The organism is Micromonospora sp. NPDC047074 (assembly GCF_040643815.1).
In the GTDB taxonomy this organism is placed as follows: domain Bacteria; phylum Actinomycetota; class Actinomycetes; order Mycobacteriales; family Micromonosporaceae; genus Micromonospora.
The window spans coordinates 41,830-60,368 of record NZ_JBEYVB010000016.1; the positions used below are offsets into that span (position 1 = coordinate 41,830).

The 18,539-nt window shown below is 73.5% G+C and carries 15 protein-coding genes; 6 read left to right on the top strand and 9 right to left on the bottom strand.

The genetic code is table 11. From position 1 onward, the window contains the following. Positions 1-255: 255 nt before the first annotated feature. Complete coding sequence (locus tag ABZ809_RS20255) at positions 256-2,217, top strand: penicillin-binding transpeptidase domain-containing protein (protein WP_357564097.1); 1,962 nt, start codon at positions 256-258, stop codon at positions 2,215-2,217. 332 nt (positions 2,218-2,549) lie between these two features. On the opposite strand, the gene ABZ809_RS20260 is transcribed toward ABZ809_RS20255, so the two are convergent. From ABZ809_RS20260 to ABZ809_RS20280, 5 genes are all read right to left on the bottom strand, one after another. Next, positions 2,550-3,740, bottom strand: a complete 1,191-nt coding sequence (locus ABZ809_RS20260) for an arginase family protein (protein ID WP_357564098.1) — start codon at positions 3,738-3,740, stop codon at positions 2,550-2,552. Between the two features lie 68 nt (positions 3,741-3,808). After that, entirely contained in the window at positions 3,809-4,726 is a 918-nt protein-coding gene (locus tag ABZ809_RS20265; protein WP_357564099.1) for a tetratricopeptide repeat protein, read from the bottom strand. A 323-nt stretch (positions 4,727-5,049) separates the two neighbouring features. Further along, complete coding sequence (locus tag ABZ809_RS20270) at positions 5,050-5,463, bottom strand: Asp23/Gls24 family envelope stress response protein (protein ID WP_357564100.1); 414 nt, start codon at positions 5,461-5,463, stop codon at positions 5,050-5,052. Between the two features lie 83 nt (positions 5,464-5,546). Next, entirely contained in the window at positions 5,547-6,551 is a 1,005-nt protein-coding gene (gene meaB, locus ABZ809_RS20275; protein ID WP_357564101.1) for a methylmalonyl Co-A mutase-associated GTPase MeaB, read from the bottom strand. A gap of 175 nt (positions 6,552-6,726) precedes the next feature. Next, entirely contained in the window at positions 6,727-7,926 is a 1,200-nt protein-coding gene (locus tag ABZ809_RS20280) for an acetyl-CoA C-acetyltransferase (RefSeq protein ID WP_357564102.1), read from the bottom strand. Positions 7,927-7,986: 60 nt separating this feature from the next. On the opposite strand from ABZ809_RS20280, the gene mce reads away from it, so the two are divergent. The 5 genes from mce to ABZ809_RS20305 all read left to right on the top strand — a co-directional run bounded on the left by mce (position 7,987) and on the right by ABZ809_RS20305 (position 15,682). Continuing rightward, positions 7,987-8,460, top strand: a complete 474-nt coding sequence (mce, locus tag ABZ809_RS20285) for a methylmalonyl-CoA epimerase (RefSeq protein WP_357564103.1) — start codon at positions 7,987-7,989, stop codon at positions 8,458-8,460. 287 nt (positions 8,461-8,747) lie between these two features. Further along, positions 8,748-10,103 carry a crotonyl-CoA carboxylase/reductase gene (gene ccrA / locus ABZ809_RS20290; protein ID WP_357564180.1) on the top strand — a complete coding sequence of 452 codons (1,356 nt, stop codon included), beginning with the start codon at positions 8,748-8,750 and terminating at the stop codon, positions 10,101-10,103. A 292-nt stretch (positions 10,104-10,395) separates the two neighbouring features. Beyond that, a complete protein-coding gene (locus ABZ809_RS20295) occupies positions 10,396-11,658 on the top strand; it encodes a cell division protein DivIVA (protein ID WP_357564104.1) in 1,263 nt (420 codons plus the stop codon). Positions 11,659-11,833: 175 nt separating this feature from the next. Beyond that, complete coding sequence (locus tag ABZ809_RS20300) at positions 11,834-14,092, top strand: hypothetical protein (RefSeq protein WP_357564105.1); 2,259 nt, start codon at positions 11,834-11,836, stop codon at positions 14,090-14,092. Positions 14,093-14,593: 501 nt separating this feature from the next. Continuing rightward, entirely contained in the window at positions 14,594-15,682 is a 1,089-nt protein-coding gene (locus tag ABZ809_RS20305; protein ID WP_357564181.1) for an AI-2E family transporter, read from the top strand. Between the two features lie 34 nt (positions 15,683-15,716). On the opposite strand, the gene ABZ809_RS20310 is transcribed toward ABZ809_RS20305, so the two are convergent. The 4 genes from ABZ809_RS20310 to ABZ809_RS20325 form a co-directional block, all read right to left on the bottom strand. Next, the gene (locus ABZ809_RS20310) at positions 15,717-16,526 is read right to left on the bottom strand and encodes an alpha/beta hydrolase (RefSeq protein WP_357564106.1); all 810 of its coding nucleotides are present in this window, start codon (positions 16,524-16,526) and stop codon (positions 15,717-15,719) included. Positions 16,527-16,592: 66 nt separating this feature from the next. Beyond that, complete coding sequence (locus ABZ809_RS20315) at positions 16,593-16,919, bottom strand: hypothetical protein (RefSeq protein WP_357564107.1); 327 nt, start codon at positions 16,917-16,919, stop codon at positions 16,593-16,595. 61 nt (positions 16,920-16,980) lie between these two features. Continuing rightward, positions 16,981-18,030, bottom strand: a complete 1,050-nt coding sequence (locus ABZ809_RS20320; protein WP_357564108.1) for a hypothetical protein — start codon at positions 18,028-18,030, stop codon at positions 16,981-16,983. Then, complete coding sequence (locus ABZ809_RS20325) at positions 18,027-18,521, bottom strand: SigE family RNA polymerase sigma factor (protein ID WP_357564109.1); 495 nt, start codon at positions 18,519-18,521, stop codon at positions 18,027-18,029. Before ABZ809_RS20325 ends, ABZ809_RS20320 begins: the two co-directional genes overlap by 4 nt. Positions 18,522-18,539 lie beyond the last annotated feature (18 nt).

The following is an 18,539-nucleotide window of genomic DNA, read 5'->3' on the forward strand; positions in this document are numbered from 1 at the left end:
TGGGTCACTCTGCCGCCCAGCCTAGGCCTGCCGTTCCGCCCCTTGATCGGCGGACCACGGTGCGGACGTCCGGATCCGGAGTCTGTCCTTTCACCCGTTGCGGTTACGAGGTTGGCCGGTCGGGGAGTACCCCGCCTCCGGTTGTTCATCACCAGGTCACCGCCCCTCTTTCCGCATGTCGTGGACCGGGGGACAGTGCGGGCGGCGCTTCCGTACTAGCGTGCGAAGAAGTTCCGAGATCGGAGATCCGCTCCCATGCACCTGTCGTACCCCCGCAGTCCCCGTCGCAACCGGTTCCGCAGCCTCCTGCCGCTGCTCGCCGCGACCGCGCTGGCGGCCGGCTCCCTCACCGCCTGTTCCGACGGCGACGGGCCGGAGCGCGACGTCGACGCCTTCCTCGCCGGCTGGCGCTCGGGCGACCTCCAGGCCGTCGGCTTCATCGACCCGACCGGTGCGAAGGTGCCGGCGGCCGACGTCTCGCGCGAGATCAAGGAACTCTCCGGCGAGCTGGCCGCCACGCCGCCCGCGCTGACCCGCCAGGGTGCGGCGAAGATCACCAAGGACCTCGCGACCGTGGTGGTCAAGGTCGACTGGGCCCTCCCGGGCCAGACCCGCTGGGCGTACGACCGTCAGGTGCGGCTCAGCCGCAGCGGCGACGACTGGCAGGTGATCTGGGAGCCGGCCCTGGTGCAGGAGCAGCTCACCCGGGGCGACCGGCTCGGGCTGCGCCGCGACGCCGCGACCCGGGCCGCCGTGCTCGACGCCGCCGGTCGACCGATCGTGGCCCCCCGGCCCGTCGTGCGGGTCGGGCTGCAACCGGGCGAGGTCACCGACCTGCCCGGCCTGACCCGGAAACTGGACACCGCCTTCCGGGCGATCCGGCCGGCGATCACCCCGCCGGTGGACCTCGCCGACCTGCCCAAGCGGCTCGCCGACGCCGACCCGGGCGCGTTCGTCGAGGTGGTGACGCTGCGGGAGGAGGCGTACCGGCAGATCAAGACGCGCATCTACGACCTGCCCGGCACGAAGTTCCGCAGCGACAGGCTCGAGCTGGCGCCCACCCGGGAGTTCGCCCGGGCGATGCTCGGCTCCGTCGACGCGGCCCAGGCCGACGACCTCGCCAAGCACCCCGACCGCTACGAGGCCGGCGACCTGGTCGGCCACGGCGGTCTCCAGGGCCGCTACGACGAGCGGCTGCGCGGCACGCCGGGGCTGACCGTGATCACCGAGCGCCCCGGCCCGGACGGCACGCTGGTGCCCACCGGCACCGAGGTGTTCCGCAGCGAGCCCAAGCCGGGGCAGCCCCTGAAGACCACGCTCGACGTGGCCGCCCAGAACGCGGCCGACGCCGCGCTGCGCGCCGAGAAGCGCCGGGCGGCGCTGGTGGCGGTCCGGATCAGCGACGGCGCGGTGCTCGCCGCGGCCAACGGCCCCGGTGCGGCCGGGGAGAACCTGGCCTTCACCGCCCAGGTGCCGCCGGGCTCCACCTTCAAGATGGTCAGCGCACTCGGCCTGGTCGACCGGGGCGCGGTCACACCCGACACGACGGTCGACTGCCCGCGGCGGTACCCGGTGGACGGCCGGGAGTTCAAGAACTCCGACAACTTCGAGCTGGGCGCGGTGCCGTTCCGCACCGACTTCGCCAAGTCCTGCAACACCGCCTTCGCCGCGCTGGCGCCGAAGCTCGGCCCCGACGGGCTGGCCGTCGCCGGGCGATCCCTCGGGCTGGAGGGGCAGTGGGACGTCGGCCTGGACGTCTTCACCGGCAAGGTCTCCGCGAACGGCGGCGCGACCGAACAGGCCGCCGCCGCCATCGGCCAGGGCACCACGGTGGTCAGCCCGCTGGCCATGGCGTCGGCCACCGCGGCGGTCGCCCGGGGTCGCTTCGAGCAGCCGAAGCTGGTGCTCGACCCGGCCCCGGCCCAGCCGGCAGCTCCCGGCCCGCAGCTCAAGGCGGAGTCCGTCGAGGCGGTCAAGGCCATGATGCGGGAGGTGGTCACGGCGGGCAGCGGCAGCGCGCTGCGGGACGTGCCGGGCGCGCCGGTGCACGGCAAGACGGGCACCGCCGAATACGACGACAACCCGGCCCACACGCACGCCTGGTTCGTCGGCTGGCAGGGCGACGTCGCGTTCGCGGTCTTCGTCGAGAAGGGCGGGGCCAGCACCGCCACCGCCGTACCCGCCGCCGAGCGTTTCCTCCGCGCCCTCGCCCGCTGACCGACCGTCGCGTACCCCGGCATCGCCCGATGCCGGGCCGACGCCGGCCCCGGCCGACTCGCGACCGGGCGCGGCGTCCCCGGTCCCGACCACCCGGCGCTCGGCGCTCGGCGCTCGGCGCTCGGCGCTCGGCGCTCGGCGACGAGTGGAACCTCATGGACGTCATACCGGCAAGGTGCCAGCCATGACGTTCCACCGGCCGCACGTCCTAGCGGCACTGAGCAGGCCGCAACACGCTCGGCGGGCGCATGCGTGGGGCAGGTCGACAGGTTGCGGACGACAGGTGGAGACGGCTACTGCCGGGGCGAGGACGGTCGGCGCCGCGCGTCCGGTCAGGCGATGCCGGCGGCGGACGACGATGCGTCCTCCTCGGATGCCAGGGCCGCGTCATCCGCGCCCTGGACCGGCAACGAAGCCGCCTCGCCCGACACCGGAACCGTCTGGCCCGGCAACGGAGCCTCCTCGCCGGGCGACGGAGCCGCCTGGCCCGGCAACGGGGCCCGGCGCAGCAGGCCAGGGCCGGCGAAGACGGGCGGACCGACCGGTTCCCGCCCGACCGTCGTTGCCGGAGGGGTCGCCTCGGCGCGTTGCCGGGGCGACACCGCCGCCGGGGCGGAGACCGGGCGCAGCCCGGCCACCACGGTGTTGACGATCTCGGCCGCGTACGCGCCGTCCGGGTCGTAGTCGGGATCGAAGACCGTCAGCTCGACACCGAGGCAGTGCGGGGTGTCGACCAACCCGGCGAGCAGGATCTCCAGTTCGGCGAAGGCGATCCCGCCCGGGTCCGGAGCGTCGACGGCCGGCATCACGGCCGGGTCGAGCACGTCCACGTCGATGTGCACCCAGTAGCCGGCGCAGTCGGCGAGCTGCTCGTGCGCCCACTGCGCGGTGCGGGCGGCCCCCTCGGCCCGCAGCGCCGGCACCGGTCGGGTGGTGATCCCGGCGGCCTGGAGGTCGAGGCGGTACTCGTCCTGTGCCCGGATGCCGAGCACCACCACGTCGATGTCCCGGAAGTACGGCCGGCGTCCCTCGATGGCGGCCAGGTCGGCCTGCCCCCGCCCGGTGACCAGCGCGAGGTCCTCGCCGGCCGCCGCGCCCACGTAGGAGGCGTTGCCGGGATGCCGGAAGTCGGAGTGGCCGTCGACGAACACCAGCCCGATGTGGCCGCCCACCGCCTCGCCGAGCCGGTGCATGGCCAGCGCCGAGCCGAGCAGGATCGAGCAGTCGCCCCCGAGCACCAACGGGAACTCGCCCCGGTCGATGATCGCGCCGATCCGCTCCGCGAGCGCCACCGAGTAGTCGGCGATGTCCCGCGCATGGCAGACCCCGTCACCGGGACGCCAGTCGCCGGGGTCGTAGCGGGGTGACGTGAGGCAGCCGGCGTCGCGGGCCCGCAGCCGGGCGAGCAACCCCTGGTCGCGCAGCGCGCCCGGGGCCTTCCCGCAGCCGGGAACGGACGTGGACGTCGGTGGGCGCAGGCCGAGATTGCTGGGCGCATCGAGGACGGCGATCCGGCGCATCATGGGCTCCCGTCCTCGAGGGTGTCGGGCGGGCCGGCCGGAACGCCGGCCCGCGCTGGCGTGCTACGTGCTCAGAACAGGGCGCTGGCCAGGGCCCGGCGGGCTGAGGCGACGGCGGGGTCCTCCGGTCCGGCGACGGTGAAGAGGCTGACCAGGTGCTGGCGTACCCTCTCCCGCTCGTCGCCGGCGGTACGGCGGACCAGGCCCACCAGGCGGGCGTACGCCGCCTCGGCCTGGCCGCTGAGCACCTCGATGTCGGCGGCCAGAAGCTGGGCCTCGACGTCGTCGGGGTTGGCCTGGGCGGCGGCGATCGCCGCGCCCGGGTCGGCCCCCGCCACCCGGCGGGCCAGCCCGACCTGGGCGAGGCCCGCCTCCGCCGCGGCGTCCGCCGGCGACTCGGCGAGGATCTTCCGGTACGCCCGCTCGGCCTCGTCGAGGTCGCCACTCATCAGGGCGTCGTCGGCCTCGTCGAGCCTGGGGTCCTCCGGCTCGGCGACGGTCACGCCGCCCGCCTTGAGCACGGCCTGGATCCACTGCCGCAGCTGCGCCTCGGGCACCACGCCCGAGAAGGCGTCGATCGGCTGGCCGCCGACCACCGCGTAGACCATCGGGATGCCCTGCACCCGGAACATCTGGGCGATCCGCGGGTTGGCGTCCACATCGACCCTGGCGAGCACCCAGGCGCCGCCGCCCTCCGCGGCCAGCCGCTCCAGCACGGGGGAGAGCTGCTTGCACGGCTCGCACCACTCGGCCCAGAAGTCCACGACCACCGGTGTGGTGAGCGAGCGTTCAAGAACCTCGGACTGGAATGTCGCCTCGCTCACGTCGATGACGGCGACGCCGCCACCGGTGGTGCCGGGCAGGCCGGCGGTGGGGGCGGACTGAGCCGGGGCGGCGGGACGGGCGGGGGTCGGTGCGGGGGTGCGCAGCGTGCTGAGGTCGACCGCGCCGCGGGTGAAGATCGACGAGGTGATCCGTGGGTCGCTCATGGTTACCTAGTCTCGCACGCGACCCGCCGAACTCAGATCAACCGCGACGGCGACAGTTGCGACTGTCACGGCAGCTCCACCCTCCTCCCCACTCCCCTCCGCACTCCCTCCGGCCGCCCTCCCCCGCGCCCTCCCTGCCCCTCCCCTCGCCGTCCCGCCCCCTCCCGACCACCCGCGCCGCGATCTTGCACTTGCAGCCCCCGTTACGCGGCCTACGTGGCATTTGCCCGGGCAGAAACTGCAAGATCGCGGCGCGGGGAGAGGAGGGGGGCGGGAGGGGGGGTGGGGAGGGAGGGGGCGGGCGGGGGCGGGGGCGGGGGGTGTCAGGGGGTTGGGGGCGTGGGGGTGTCGAGGGCCACGTCGTCGACCCTGATGTTGATCTCGTCGACCCGCAGCCCGTAGGCCTCGACCGCCTCGGTGACCTGGATCCGGACCGCCTCGGTCACCTGCGGCACCGCGTGGCCCGCCTCGATCACGATGACCAGGTTGACCACGGCCGCGCCGTTCGTGACGTGGGCCGAGCACCCGCGCCGGGCGTCGCCGACCTGGTCCAGCCCGACCTTGTCGAGCACCGCGTTGAAGAACCGGGCCACGTCCCCACCCAGCTCGACCACCCCGGGCACGGAGCGCGCGGCGGCCACCGAGATCTTCTCCACCACCTCGTCGGAGACATGTGTCGTCCCGCCCGCCGCCGTGGCCGGCGTCACCGACAGCTCCTGCGTCGCCTCGTCGCCCATCGTCTCCCCATTCCGCAGCGCACCGCCCCACGGGTGTGGAGCGGTGCGAGCGTACTAGTTCGGAAGGGTCGCGAGTGGACCTCTCAGGTGCCGAGCTGGGCGAGCAGCTCGTCGGCCGCCGCGTACGGGTCGAGGGACCCTTCGGCCACCTTCGCGGCGAGCGCCGGCAGCTCCGTACCGTCGCGCAGGGAGCCGATCCGGGCGCGGAGCGCGCCCAGCGCGATCGCCTCCACCTCGGCGGCGGCCCGCGCCTCCTGGCGGCGGCGCAGCTCGCCGTGCCTGACCAGCCAGCCACGATGCTTGTCGATCGCGGCGGCGATGTCGTCGATCCCCTCACTCCGGGCGGCGATCGCACGCACCACCTGCGGCCGCCACTCGCCCGGGCCACGCTCGCCCAGGGCGATCATGCCCTGGATGTCGCGCACGGTGGCGTCGGCGCCGTCCCGGTCGGCCTTGTTGACCACGAACACGTCGGCGATCTCCAGGATGCCCGCCTTGACCGCCTGGATCGCGTCGCCCATGCCCGGCGCGAGCAGCACCAGTGTGGTGTCGGCAAGCGAGGCGACCTCCACCTCGGCCTGCCCGACGCCCACGGTCTCCACCAGCACCACGTCGCAGCCGGCGCCCTCCAGCACCCGGACCGCCTGCGGGGTGGCCGCCGACAGCCCGCCGAGGTGCCCACGGCTGGACATCGAACGGATGTAGACGCCGGGATCGGTGGCGTGGTCCTGCATCCGGACCCGGTCGCCGAGGATCGCCCCGCCCGTGAACGGGCTGGACGGGTCGATCGCCAGCACGCCCACCCGGTGACCCTTGGCGCGCAACGCCCGGACCAGCTCGTTGGTGGTGGTCGACTTGCCCACGCCGGGCGAGCCGGTCAGCCCGACCACCTGGGCCTGGCCGGCGTACGGCGCGAGCGCCGCCGCGATCCGCGGCAGCGTCTCGTCGCCCGACTCCACCAGAGTGATCAGCCGGGCCACCGCGCGCGGATCACCCGCGCGGGCCCGTTCGACCAGCATCGGCACGTCCCGGCTGCGGCGCACCGGGACCGCGCCCACCGCCGGGCCGCTGTCGACGATCTCGCTCAATGACCCGCCTCTACTCGCCACCCCGGGACACGCTACCCCGGCTCACTCCTCGCGCTCAGCGGAGCCAGCTTCGCTGGCGACTGCGGGGCTCGCAACCCCGGCTCACTCCTCGCGCTCAGCGGAGCCACCTCTGCTGGCGACTGCGGGGCTCGCAACCCCGGCTCACTCCTCGCGCTCAGCGACCATTCTCGTCGGCGCCGGGGACGTGGATGATGAGGGCGTCGCCCTGTCCGCCGCCGCCGCAGAGTGCCGCCGCGCCGGTGCCGCCGCCCCGGCGCTTGAGCTCCAGCGCGAGGGTGAGCACGAGCCGGGCGCCGGACATGCCGATCGGGTGGCCCAGCGCGATCGCCCCACCGTTGACGTTGACCTTGTCCGGGCTGACCCCGAGGTCACGGGTGGACTGGATGCCGACCTGGGCGAACGCCTCGTTGATCTCGATGAGGTCCAGGTCCTCGATGCTCAGCCCGCCCTTCTTGAGCGCGTGCTGGATCGCGTTGGACGGCTGCGAGTGCAGGGAGTTGTCCGGGCCCGCGACGTTGCCGTGCGCGCCGATCTCGGCCAGCCAGGCCAGCCCCAGCTCCTTGGCCTTGGCCTTGCTCATCACGACCACGGCGGCGGCGCCGTCGGAGATCGGCGAGGAGCTGCCAGCGGTGATGGTGCCGTCCTTGGCGAACGCCGAGCGCAGCTTCGCCAGCGACTCGACCGTGGTGTCCGGGCGGATCCCCTCGTCCTCGCTGATCACCAGCGGATCGCCCTTGCGCTGCGGGATGACCACCGGGGTGATCTCGTCGGCGAAGTGGCCGTTCTTCTGCGCGGCGGCGGCCCGCTGGTGGCTGGTCGCGGCGAACGCGTCCTGCTCCGCGCGGGTGATGCCGTGCCGCTCGCCGTGCCGCTCGGTGGACTCCCCCATCGCGCACCGGTCCCAGGGATCGGTGAGCCCGTCCAGCGCCATGTGGTCCTTGAGCGTCACGTCGCCGTACTTGTAGCCGCCGCGCTGGCCGGCCAGCAGGTGCGGGGCGTTGGTCATCGACTCCATGCCGCCGGCGACGACGACGTCGAACTCGCCGGCCCGGATGAGCTGGTCGGCCAGGGCGATCGCGTCCAGGCCGGAGAGGCAGACCTTGTTGACGGTCAGCGCCGGCACGGACATCGGGATGCCCGCCTCGACGGCCGCCTGGCGGGCCGGGATCTGCCCGGCGCCGGCCTGGAGGACCTGTCCCATGATCACGTACTGGACCTGCTCGGGGGCGACTCCGGCCCGCTCGAGCGCCGCCTTGATCGCGATGCCACCCAGCTTGGTCGCGGGGAGGTCCTTGAGGTTGCCCAACAGGCGCCCCATCGGGGTCCGCGCGCCGCTGACGATCACCGAAGCCATGCCTGCCTCCGAGGGGTGCCGACCTGTACGCCTTAACGATTGTTCGGTCAGACTAGCGCCATGGCTGAAAACTCCCCCGCCGAGACCGCTGCCGACTATGTCACAGACATCGGCCTGCGCCGCATCGACCACGTCGGGGTCGCCGTCGCCGACCTGGACGCGGCGATCGACTTCTACGAGCGCACCTTCGGGATGCGCTGCGTGCACACCGAGGTCAACGCCGAGCAGGGCGTCCGCGAGGCGATGCTGGCCGTGGGCCCGACCGCCGAGGGCGGCTGCGTGCAACTGCTCGCCCCGTTGAGCCCGGAATCGACCATCGCGAAGTTCCTGGACAAGAAGGGAGCGGGCGTGCAGCAGGTGGCGTACACCGTGGCGGACATCGACGCCGCCTGCGCGAAGCTGCGCGAACGGGGCGTGAAGCTGCTCTACGACACCCCCAAGCGCGGCACCGCCAACTCGCGGGTCAACTTCATCCACCCGAAGGACGCCGGCGGGGTGCTGGTCGAGCTCGTCGAGCCCGCCGCCGCGCACTGACCCACCGCCCGGCCCCCGCCACCTGGGCGGGGGCCGGGCGGACGAGCCGCCGCCGAGCGCGACGCTGCGCGGTTCGGACGCCACCCGGACACCTCCACGCATCGGCCGATGCGGTTTTTCACAGAGCACTTCCGACTTTAACTACTGTTCAGTAACGTCCCGCCCCACAGGAAGCGCGGCCGGTACCGGATGTGTCGGATGCCGACATGGTGGGTGGTCGCACCGACGCCGACGATGGCAGCACCCAGGCCCGCGCGGGCCTGGGTGCGGACGAACGGGAGGTCGACGTGCAGGACATCCTCGAAGCGATCATGGCGGCGGAGGGATCCGACCGACCGGAGCGAGAACTCGCCGGAGTCGCCGGCCTGCCGGTGCCCGAGGCGTACCGCGGCGTCGTGGTGCGCGCCGACGAGACCCGGATGTTCGACGGCCTGGCCACCCGGGACAAGGACCCGCGCAGGGCGCTGCACGTGCAGGAGGTGCCCACGCCGGAGCTGGGGCCGGGCGAGGCACTGGTCGCGGTGATGGCCAGCGCGATCAACTACAACACGGTCTGGACCAGCATCTTCGAGCCGCTGCCGACCTTCAGGTTCCTGGAGCGCTACGGCCGGCAGTCGGAGCTGACCCGCCGGCACGACCTGCCGTACCACGTGGTGGGCTCGGACGCCGCCGGCGTGGTGCTGCGCACCGGTCCCGGGGTGACGCGGTGGAAGGCCGGCGACGAGGTGGTCGCCCACTGCCTCTCGGTGGAACTGGAGGACGCCGCCGGGCACGACGACACCATGCTGGACCCGCAGCAGCGGATCTGGGGCTTCGAGACCAACTTCGGCGGCCTGGCCGAGCTGGCCGTGGTCAAGGCCAACCAGCTGATGCCCAAGCCGCGCCACCTCAGCTGGGAGGAGGCGGCCAGCCCCGGGCTGGTCAACTCGACCGCGTACCGGCAGTTGGTGTCCCACCACGGGGCCAACATGAAGCAGGGCGACGTGGTGCTGATCTGGGGCGCCTCCGGCGGCCTGGGCGGCTACGCCACCCAGATGGCGCTCAACGGCGGCGCCATCCCCGTCTGCGTGGTCTCCTCCCCAGACAAGGCGGAGCTGTGCCGGAAGATGGGCGCCGAGCTGGTGATCGACCGTGCCGCCGAGGGATTCCGGTTCTGGAAGGACGAGCAGACGCAGGACCAGGACGAGTGGCGGCGCTTCGGCGAGCGGATCCGGGAGCTGACCGGCGGCGAGGACCCGGACATCGTCTTCGAGCACCCTGGGCGGGAGACCTTCGGCGCGAGCGTCTACGTGGCCAAGCGCGGCGGCACCGTCGTCACCTGCGCCTCCACCAGCGGCTACCAGCACCAGTACGACAACCGCTACCTCTGGATGCACCTCAAGCGGATCGTCGGCAGCCACTTCGCCAACTACCGGGAGGCGTGGGAGGCCAACCGGCTGGTGGCGCTGGGCAGGATCCACCCCACCGTGTCGAGGACCTACGCGTTGGAGCAGACCGGCCAGGCCGCGTACGAGGTGCACCGCAACGCGCACCAGGGGAAGGTCGGCGTGCGCTGCCTCGCGCCGACGGACGGCCTCGGTGTCCGCGACCGCGAGCTGCGGTCCCGGCACGAGGACGCGATCAACCGGTTCCGGGGCCACTGACCCGACGGATGACGCGCCGACGACCAATGCGGTGAACGGCGATTGCCTTTCCGAGGGAGGGCCCGGGCGCTCATTCGAGTGGCCCGGGCCATGGCGCGAAAAGAGCCGCGGGACGCAACGCACCCGCGGCCCTTTTCCATGTCACTCTCCGTGCCGTCCGACCCGCCCGGGACCTGCCAAGATCGCCGATCTGTCCGGCCTTCCGCCAGACCGAAGTTGACCATGTAAAGAGGACGCGAAAGCTCACCACCGCTCTTGCGAAGCACCCTGGGGGGTCTGCGAGTATGTCCCAATGCCCCAGCAGTCCTCCCCTCTTGCGTTCTTCGATAACGCGAACTCGCAGCCCGATTTCACCGTCGGCCTGCGCGGCTACAACACCCACCAGGTCGATGACTTCATCGGCCGGATGACCGCCGCGCTGACCCAGTCCGAGCAGGCCCGCGCCGAGGCCGAGCAGCGGATGAACGACGCCCAGCGGCGGCTCCGCCAGGCTGAGCAGCGGATGAGCGCGCTGGAGCAGAAGCTCGCCGACACCAACAAGCAGCTCGAGGAGAACAGCCGGCCCACCCTCTCCGGCCTCGGCACGCGGGTCGAGCAGATCCTCCGGCTGGCCGAGGAGCAGGCCAACGACCACCGCAACGAGGCCAAGCGGGAGTCGGAGGGCATCCTGTCCGCCGCCCGCCTCGAGGCGCGCGAGATCACCGACAAGGCGCGCGCCGAGGCTGCGGCGATGAAGGCCACCGCCGAGCGGGAGGCCGGCAACCTCCGTACCGCCGCCGAGCGGGAGGCCGCCGAGGTCCGGGTCCAGGCCCGGCGGGAGGCCGACACGCTGCGCGCCGACGCCGACCGGGAGACCAAGCAGCTGCGCACGGTCACCGCCCACGAGGTCGCCGAGCTGAAGTCCACCGTCGAGCGTGAGGTCGCCACCCTGCGGGCCACCGCCGAGCGGGAGATCACCCAGCAGCGGGCCAAGGCCGCCCGGGAGGCCGAGGAGAAGCGCGCCGAGGCGACCAAGCTGCTCACCGACGCCCGCGACAAGCGCGACAAGGACCTCCAGGCCCTGGAGCTCCAGCTCGCCGAGCGCCGGGAGAAGGCCGAGCGCGAGGAGTCGGAGCGGCACGCCGCGCAGGTCGCCCAGACCCAGAAGCTGGTCAGCGAGGCCGAGCAGCGGGCCCACGCCGCGCAGGAACGGGCCAAGGAGATCGAGCAGCGCGCCGAGGCCCGCCGGGTCGAGTCGGAGCGCACCGCCAACGAGACGGTCGACAAGGCCAAGGCGCTGGCCGACAAGACGCTCGGCGAGGCGAAGTCCGAGGCGAAGCGCCTGGTCACCGAAGCGCGCACCGAGGCCGAGCTGACCACCCAGGCCGCCCGCCGCGAGGTCGAGGACCTCACCCGGCAGAAGGACGCCGTCACCTCGCAGCTCGGTCAGATGCTCTCCGGCCTCGCCGGGATCGTGCCGGGGGTGCCCGCCGCGCCGCCCGCCGCGCCGGCCAGACCGGAAGCGGCGAAGGCCGACAACGCAGGCGAGCGGGTGACCGCGGAGACGACCAACTGACCCACCGGATCGGGGCATGATCGACGGCGCGGGGTGACACCGGGTAACCGGCACACCCCGCGCCGTACGTGTTTGCCGGCAAAGCGAATTGCCCGGGCGTGTCAGCAGTGAAGTAGGTCCTATCCGGGGCGTCCGTATCGCCCCAGCCGGACTGGATGCGTGTGAGGATGGGGGCATGTCGCACGGCGAGGAACTGTTCGCTCTCGGCGGGGACGTGACCACGGAGCCCAGCTTCGAGTCCGCTCTGCGGGGGTACGAGAAACGTCAGGTCGATCGATACGTCGCTCGCGCGGAGCACGAAATCGCGGCCCTGGCGGCCGAGCGGGAACAGGCCTACACACAGATCCACAAGCTCGCCGGCCAGGTCGAGGTGCTCCAGCGGGACCTCGCCCAGGCGCGCAAGTCGTCCGGGGCGCTGGAGAACGTGTCCTACCGGCACCTCGGCCCACGGGTGGAACAGATCCTCACCCTCGCCGAGGAGCAGGCCGACGCGATCCTGGCCGCCGCCAACGAGGAGATCGACGCGCGCCGGGGCGCCGCCGAACACATCGTCGAGGAGGCCCGCGAGCAGGCCGCCACCGCCCTGAAGGACTTCGAGATCGCGCTGGCCGCCCGCCGGACGGAGGAGGAGCGGCACACGGCGGCCCGCAGGGCCGAGGCGGACGCCGCGGTCCGGACCGCCAAGGAGGAGGGCGCCCGGCTCCGCAAGGCCGCCCAGGAGGCACTGGCGAAGGCTCAGCAGGAGGCCACCCAGCTCCGGGACGTGGCCAAGGAGATCCACAACCGGGCCCAGCAGGAGGCGACCAAGCTGCGCGAGGCGGCCCGGGAGGTGCACACCAAGGCCCAGCAGGAGGCCACCCAGCTCCGGGAGGCCGCCAAGGAGGTGCACGCCAAGGCCCAGCAGGAGGCGAAGCGGCTGATCGACCAGGCCACCGAGGCGGGCCGGGCCACCCACGCGAAGGCCCAGCGGGACGCCAAGCAGGCCATCGACGACGCCGCCGACGCCGGCCGGGCCACCCGTGAGAAGGCCCGCCAGGAGGCGGAGCGGCTCACCACCCAGGCGGCCGAGACGGCCAAGCGCACCCGCGCCGAGACCGAGGCGTACGTGCAGCGGATGCGCTCCGAGACCGAGGCGTACGTGCAGCAGGCCCGGGCCCAGACGCAGCAGGAGCTGGGCGCCTGGCGGGCCGGGGTGGAGCAGGAGGTGAACAGCCGGCGCGAGGCCGCGGACCGCGAACTGGCCCAGCGCCGCACGACTGCGGAGCAGGAGTTCACCAAGCGCCGCGACGAGCTGGAGAAGCAGCACAAGACGCGGCACGACGAGCTGGAGAAGCAGCACAAGACCCGGCACGACGAGCTGGAGACCGGGTTCGAGGCGCGCCGCGCCACGCTGGAGGCGGAGTACACCAGCCGGAAGAACGAGATCGAGCAGGGGGCCGACGCGGTCCGTCAGGCCGCCGAGCAGGACGCGCTGGCGATGCGCCGGCGGGCCGAGGAGGAGAGCGCGGCGCTGCTCGGCAAGGCCGAGGCGGAGGCGACCGACAAGCGCCGCAAGGCCGACGAGCACGTGGCGACGTCGCGCCGGCAGTTCGAGGAGTACGCGGCCACGACGCAGCAGCACCTCGCCACCACCCAGCAGCACCTCGCCGCCACGCAGCAGGAGGCCGCCGCCAGCCGGCAGCAGCTCGCCCAGGTGATGCTGGAGATCGCCCAGGCCCAGCAGCAGCTCGCCGACCTGCGGCAGGAGACCTGGACGTCCCGTCAGGAGTCGGACGAGCTCCAGCGGCAGGTGGCGGAGCTGCGGTTGGGCCTGCTCGGCGCGGCCGACCGGCCGGGCGGGACGTACGGCGCCGCCGCGGCCACCCCGGTCGTGACCGGCGGCAAGCCGACGTCGGCCACGGCCAACGGCGGGAGGCCTCGCTCCGACGCGGAGCAGGTTCCGGCCGGCTCGGCCAGCACGGGCACGGTCGACGCGGGCACTACCGACGCGGAGAAGGCCCCGGTGGGCGCGGCCAGCACGGGCACGACCGGCGGGACGGGCGCGGCTGGAGCAGGCGCGGTCGTCGCGGGTTCGGCCGGAACGGGCGCGGTCGGGGCGAAGGACGTCGCGGAGACCGCGTCGCCGGCCGGCGAAAAGCCCGCCGGCAAGGTGGAGCCGGCGGACGCCGGACAACCGGCCAAGGGCCGAATCGAGCCGGCCGACCCCGGGCAGCCCGACAACGGCAAGGTCGCGAGCGTCACCACCGTCGACGGGGGCACCGCGAGTGCCGGCGTGGACGGGGAACCGACCGTGGCGGCGGTACCGGGTGAGGGCGGTCGGGGCGCCACCCCGACCAAGATCACCAGTACGGGCGAGAACGGCAAGCGACCGGCGAAGCCCACCACCGACGAGCGCAGCGCCAAGCCGAGCAAGGTCGTCGTCGAGAAGGACTGACCCCCGCACAAGATCGCCTTCCGCCGAGATCTTGGTACGAAAGGGCCCGTCCAGGGGCCGTTCCGTACCAAGATCTCGGGGACCGCGTCTCGACGGACGGGTGCGCCGGGCCTGCGGCGTACGCTCCCCGTGGAACCCGCAGCGACGTGCGCTCGGGTCGAGGGCTACGGCGGAGTCGATCAGGGAGGTCCGATGGCACACGACGGACCGCCTGCGCCGGGGCCCGACCGGGAGCCCGGGCCCGGTCCGGAAACGGGCGGGACAGGCCCACCGCCCGGAGCCGCCTCCGGATCGGACGGCGCGGACCGGGCGGAGTCCAGGCCCGTGCCGGCATCGGACACGGTCGGCAAGGGACCGGAACAGGCCGCCCGGTCCAGCCAGGCACCCGAGCCGGAACAGGCATCCCGAACGGAACGGCCCACGGCACCCGAGCCGGAACAGGCATCCCGGGCGGAACGGCCCACTGCACCCGAGCGGGCCGAGGTGACGGCCGAAGCCGAGGTGACCGTGACGGGGGCCGACGAGCCGCCGGTGACCGGGTCGAGCCGGTTCGGTACGCCGGGGCGACCGCTGCGGCGCAACAGCTTCCTGGTCGGCTTCACCGGTGCGGCGGGCGTGCTGTTGGCGTACGCCCTCTATCTGGGCGTGCGCAACGCGGCCGGCATCCTGGTCCTGGTCGTCATCGCGCTCTTCCTCGCCGTCGGCCTGCACCCCGCCGTGCTCCGGCTGCGGTCCTGGGGGCTGCCGCACGGTGCCGCCGTGGCGGCGGTCGCGCTGACGGTCGTGCTGCTGCTCTGCGGCGGCGCCTTCGCCCTGGTGCCGCCGGTCGTGACGCAGACCGGGCAGTTCATCGACCAACTGCCCAGCTACCTCGACGAGCTGCGCCGCAACCAGACGGTCAACGACCTGGTCGAACGGTACGACCTGATGGAGCGGGTGCAGAGCATCGCGAACGCGGACACGGTCGGTCAGGCCCTCGGCGGAGTGCTCGGCGGCGCCCAACTGGTCTTCGGCACGGTGTTCCGGGCGTTGACCGTGCTCGTGCTGACCATCTACTTCCTGGCCTACTTCAACCGGCTCCGCAACCTGGGCTACTCGCTGGTGCCCCGTTCCCGCCGCGAGCGGGTGCAGCTGATCGGAGACGAGATCCTGACGAAGGTCGGCGCGTACATGGTGGGCGCGCTCAGCATCGCGGTGCTGGCCGGGGTGTCCACGTTCGTCTTCGCGCTGATCGTCGGCCTACCGTACCCGTTCGCACTGGCCGTGGTGGTCGCGGTGACGGACCTGATCCCGCAGATCGGCGCGACCCTGGGCGCGGTGATCGTCAGCCTGGTCGGTTTCGCGACGGACCTGCCGGTGGGCATCGCCTGCGCGGTGTTCTTCCTGATCTACCAGCAGGTGGAGAACTACCTGATCTATCCCAAGATCATGCGCCGGTCGGTGTCGGTCAACGAGGTGGCGGCCCTGGTCGCCGCCCTGCTCGGGGTCTCCCTGCTGGGCGTGGTGGGCGCGCTGATCGCGATCCCGGCGGTGGCCGCGCTCCAGCTCATCCTGCGGGAGGTCGTCCTGCCCCGGCAGGACTCCCGCTGACCGGGCAGGACGCCCACCGGCCGGCGGCGCGGCGTCAGCCGGCCTGGCCGGCGGGCGGGCCGGGCACCGGGCGATCCGCGAAGGAGGCCACGGTGCGGTCGGCGTACGCGCTGACGTCGCCGGTCTCCATCGGGCCGTCCCAGACGGTCGGCAGTGGCACCGCGGCGGCCGGGTTGACCCGCCGGACCACCTCGTCCAGCGCGGTCTCGGCGTCGCCGACCCAGAGGTGCTTCGCGCCGGGCACCCCGACCACCTCTGCCTGCGGCACCACCGCGAAGCGTTCCCTGGCCTCGTCCGGGCGCAGGTAGTCGTCGAACTCGGGAACCAGGGCCGTCAGCGGCTTGCCGGACGCCGCCCAGTGTTCGAGATCCGCCGCGGTGGAGAAGCGCAGCGGCGGGGAGAGCAGGATCGCCCCGCTCACCGCCGGGTCGCAGCCGAACTTGAGGGTCAGGTCGGTGCCGAACGACCACCCGAGCAGCCAGATGTCCGGCAGCTCGTGGAACTCGGCGTACTCGATGGCGGCGGCCACGTCGAACCGCTCGCCGACCGCGTTGTCGAAGGCCCCCTCGCTGGTGCCGCGCACGCTGCTGGTGCCGCGGGTGTTGAACCGGAGCACCGCCAGGTCGGCCAGGGCCGGCAGTCGCCACGCCGCCTTGCGGAGCACGTGGCTGTCCATCATCCCGCCGTGCGTCGGCAGCGGGTGCAGGCAGACGAGGGTGGCCACCGGCTCGCGGTCCAGCGGCCGGGCCAGCTCACCGACCAGCCGCAGACCGTCGGCGGTGTGCAGCTCGATGTCCTCGCGGCGCCCGGGCAGGATGGAGGACGCACGGATCGGTGTGCTCACCACTCCAGTGTCTCCCGGGCGGCCGGGGACCGCCGGGCGGGGCGGAAACAGCGTGATCCAGATCGCTCAGCCGTACCGGGGGGCGCCACGACCGCGCTGGACCACCGGCCCGCGCCGGTCCCGGGCCCGCCAGCACCCGCTGTGCCAGTGCCGCCGGTCGGTCAGGTCACCCCGCCCGTCGGCCGGCCACGCCACCAGGTGCGCCACCCCCGGGCGGATCTCCTGGTCACAGCCGGGACAGCGGTACGTCTTGGTGGACGCGCCGCCGCTGATCCCGCGTACCTGCCAGTCGCCGTCGCGCCACTGCTGCACCGAGGCGACGCCCTGGCGGACCCGGTCGGAGTCCAGCTGCGCGGACTCGTCGCGGCGGGGTCGGTTCCGGCGAGGGCTCACGCTTTCCAAGCGTACGGGCCGACGACGGGGCCGGCCCGGGGCGGGCCGACCCGACCAGCGGTCAGTCCCAGGTCTCCGGATCGGCGGGGTCGGCGGCCACCTGCGCCCCGGCCAGCAGGACGGTCGCGTCCGCCTCGGTGAAGCCCGCGAACGGCCAGCCGAACTCGACGATCAGGTGGGCCTTCGGGATGCCGAGCAGCTCCAGTTGGTCGCCCCGCGGGTACAGGTAGGCGGGGCGGCCCCCGATCGTCCGGTTACCGGTGGTGCGGCCTTCGCCCATGGAGCGTGAATACTGGAACGAGACGGTCATCTCCTGCCCGCCCGCGCTGCCCACCCGCAGCGACGCGATCATCGCTTCGGGGAAGGCGGCGACGTCGACCGCACAGCCGCTCAGCCGTGCCCTGGCGGGCAGCGTGGTCAACCGCGCCGGCGCGCTGCAGTGGCGCGCCTCGTCCAGCCGGAGGAACCCGACGGCGACATCGATCTCCCGAGCGGTCGCGGCGGTCACGGCGGCGCGGGCGTACAGGCCGGGGGCCGGCCGCCAGAGCCGGACCCAGCTCACCGCCTGTCCCGTCTCCCGGTGCGGGCGGTCGGCGCCGTCGAAGGCTTCCTCGGCCGTCGGCCAGGCGACCGGCGTCGGCGTTCCGTCGGGACCGGGCTGCAACAGGGCGGCGGAGGAAGCCAGTTGAACGGTCACCGGCGGACCGGAGCCCACGGCGACCCGGACGCCTTCCACACCCGATCCGACCTCCCATTCCAGGTAGCGGACCCGCGCGGTGTCGACCCCGAAGTGCAGCACCCGGGGGTCGGTGCCGACCAGGTCCGGCCGGGCCGCGGCCCCGGGGACGCCCTCGGCCCGGGAGGGTGCCACGGTGGCCGCCGACGGCACGGCGGCGTCCGGTGGGCGTACCCGCTCGGGCAGCCCGGTGCCGGCGACGACGCTGAACCCGAGCACCGCAGCCAGGCCGAGCGCAGTGCCCGCACCGGCCCGACGCCGTCGCCGGCGCACCCGCCCTCCGGCGACGGCACGCGAGAGCAGGCGGTCGGTGTCGACCGTTCCCTCGGCGCGCTCCCGCAGCGTCCGTACGATCCGCTGGTCGAGGTCGGTCACAGCCCGCTCCCGTTCGTGGTCGGGACGCCACAGCGCTCCCGGAGGTGGATGAGCGCCCGCATGGCGTGGGTGCGGACGGTGACCGGCGAGCAGCCGAGGATCTGGGCGATGGTCGCGTCGTCGAGGTCCTCGTAGTAGCGCAGCACGAGCACCGCCCGCTGGCGGTCCGGCAACGTGAGAATGAGCCGCCACATCGCGTCCCGGTCGGCCGTCTCGCCGACGAGATCGCCACGCTGCGGCTGTTCCGCGAAGTCGGCGGTGGCCAGTTCCCGGTTCGACCGGCGCCGCCACCAGGAGTTGTTGGCGTTGACCAGCATCCGGCGCACGTACACGTCCGGCCGGTCCGCCTTCGCGATCTTCCGCCAGTGCACGTACGCGCGGGCCAGGACGTCCTGGGTGAGGTCCTCGGCCCGATGCTCGTCCCCGGTGAGCAGCCGGGCCAGCCGGATCAGGGCCGGGCCTCGGCTGCCGACGTACTCCTCGAAGGTCACACCCTGCAGACGCCGTCA

Excerpts from the sequence above, each read along its gene's own strand:
- ABZ809_RS20255 (WP_357564097.1), top strand. The coding sequence starts at position 256 with ATGCACCTGTCGTACCCCCGCAGTCCCCGTCGCAACCGGTTCCGCAGC.
- ABZ809_RS20295 (WP_357564104.1), top strand. The coding sequence starts at position 10,396 with ATGCCCCAGCAGTCCTCCCCTCTTGCGTTCTTCGATAACGCGAACTCG.
- ABZ809_RS20270 (WP_357564100.1), bottom strand. The coding sequence starts at position 5,463 with ATGGGCGACGAGGCGACGCAGGAGCTGTCGGTGACGCCGGCCACGGCG.
- mce (WP_357564103.1), top strand. The coding sequence starts at position 7,987 with ATGGCTGAAAACTCCCCCGCCGAGACCGCTGCCGACTATGTCACAGAC.
- ABZ809_RS20265 (WP_357564099.1), bottom strand. The coding sequence starts at position 4,726 with ATGAGCGACCCACGGATCACCTCGTCGATCTTCACCCGCGGCGCGGTC.
- ABZ809_RS20260 (WP_357564098.1), bottom strand. The coding sequence starts at position 3,740 with ATGATGCGCCGGATCGCCGTCCTCGATGCGCCCAGCAATCTCGGCCTG.
- ABZ809_RS20300 (WP_357564105.1), top strand. The coding sequence starts at position 11,834 with ATGTCGCACGGCGAGGAACTGTTCGCTCTCGGCGGGGACGTGACCACG.
- ABZ809_RS20280 (WP_357564102.1), bottom strand. The coding sequence starts at position 7,926 with ATGGCTTCGGTGATCGTCAGCGGCGCGCGGACCCCGATGGGGCGCCTG.